At 70.4% G+C, this 1,674-nt stretch carries 2 protein-coding genes; both read right to left on the bottom strand.

Annotation, left to right across the window (positions count from 1 at the left end):
* The coding region (locus tag BIS11_RS16840; protein WP_367399228.1) for a DEAD/DEAH box helicase at positions 1 to 1,058 on the bottom strand (1,058 nt) is incomplete at its 3' end.
* On the bottom strand, positions 1,055 to 1,674 hold a 620-nt coding region (locus tag BIS11_RS16835), incomplete at its 5' end, for a VRR-NUC domain-containing protein (RefSeq protein ID WP_253586622.1). The genes BIS11_RS16840 and BIS11_RS16835, both read right to left, overlap by 4 nt.

Genomic DNA, 1,674 nt, shown 5'->3' with positions numbered 1-1,674 from the left:
AGCAGCGCGTGGGCGTCGAACCAGTGATTCACATCCCCCACCACCACGTCCGCCCAGCGCGCCATCTCCTGGCCAAGATAATAGGGGCAGACGCCGTGTTCCAGCGCCACTTCGCGCAGTCCGGCGCGGTCGAGAAAGCCGCGCGCCACGCAGGCCGCGCGCGCCTTTGGCAGGCGATCGTAAAAGCCCGCCGCCAGCGGGCAGGCCTCGCCGTGGCAGGCGCGGTCCGGGTACTCGCAGGCCTTTGCGCGCGCCACCAGCTCGACCACGCGCAGCGGCGTCTCGCCCTCTGTGAGCGTTTCCAGCGCCTCGAGCGCCAGCCGCCGCCCCGGGGTCTTCATGGTCAGAAACGCCACCACGTCGAGGCGCTTGCGCGCGGCGGCGCGCAGCGTCGGGTAGAGCGTGGCGAGCGTCTTGCCGATGCCGGTAGGCGCCTGGGCGAGCAGGCAGCGCTCGGTGCTTGCCGCGCGAAACACGTCCTCGGCGAGCTCGCGCTGGCCGGGGCGAAAGCTCGCGTGAGGAAAGGTGAGCGTCTCGAGTGCGGCGTCGCGCGCCTTGCGGTGGGCGGCTTCCTGGCACGCCCAGGCGAGAAAGCGCCGGCACTGTTCATGGAAGAACCCCTGGAGCTCAAAAGCCTCGAAGGTCTCGCTCAGGCGGGTCTCCTTCTGGCTAGCGATCTCGAAGTAGACCAGCGAAAGCGTGACCCGGGGAAGCGCGCGCTCGGCGCACAAGAGCGCCCCGTACACCTTCACCTGGGCCCAGTGCAGCGCGCGCTGGTTCTCTGCCATGCGCGAAAGATCGCCGCGGTGGGTCTTTACTTCCTCGAGACAGTTAGCGGCGGGGTCATAGCCGTCCGCCCGGCCAGTGACATTCAGGCCCTCGAAGGGGGCGGAAAGCGAAAACTCGGCGAGATAGCCCTCGCCCCGGCGGCTCGCCACCAGCGCATGCCCGGCGATGCCCTCCTGGGCGCTGGGCGCCGGGGTGAAGCGGTAGTCGAGATCGCCCCGGCGGGCGGTGAACTCGCAAAGTGCTCTGACCGCGACCCGGTACTCGCTCACGGCGCCGGCTGCCAGCGCACGTGGCACACTTCGACGGGGATTTCGTGGCGAGCGAAATGGTCGAGCCAGCGGCGCTGGTTGTCCTGCAGCCGATCGCCCGGGCCTTTCACTTCGATCAGACGATAGCGCGCGCTGGCGTCGGCCTCGGGGAAGAACTGGATCAAATCGGGAAACCCCGCCCGGTTGTGCTTCAGGTCCGCCAGCAGTCGGGTGAACACGGCGCGCAGGTGGGCGGCGGGCAGGCAGTGAAGGGCGGTGTCGAGCAGCGCCGGGCCAAGCGCCGGCCAGTGGATGAACTGCGCGGCCACGCCCTGCTTGGCGGCGAAGGTGTCGCGCATCGCCTGGCGGTAGCTGCCGTCGTCGAGCCGGGCGAGGCAGGCGTCGATGATCCCCCGGCGGCGCTCGGCGAAGTCTTCCCGGTAGAGATCCGCCGGGGCGCTGTGGAAGGGGTGGAAAAACGCGCCGGGGAGCGGCTCGAAGATCGCCGGCCACAGCAGCAGGCCGAAGAGGCCGGTCAGCAGGGTGTTCTCGACGTAGTGGACCGGGGCGTCCGGGGTCGCCAGGTGCTCGGCCACGGCGCGCTCCACCGGGCGCGGGCCGGGCAGGGTCAGGGTGC

It is taken from the genome of Halomonas sp. 707D4, assembly GCF_024158685.1.
GTDB lineage: Bacteria > Pseudomonadota > Gammaproteobacteria > Pseudomonadales > Halomonadaceae > Vreelandella.
Note: the sequence above shows the minus strand (reverse complement) of the source record. Positions and strands in the feature narration are given on the sequence as shown.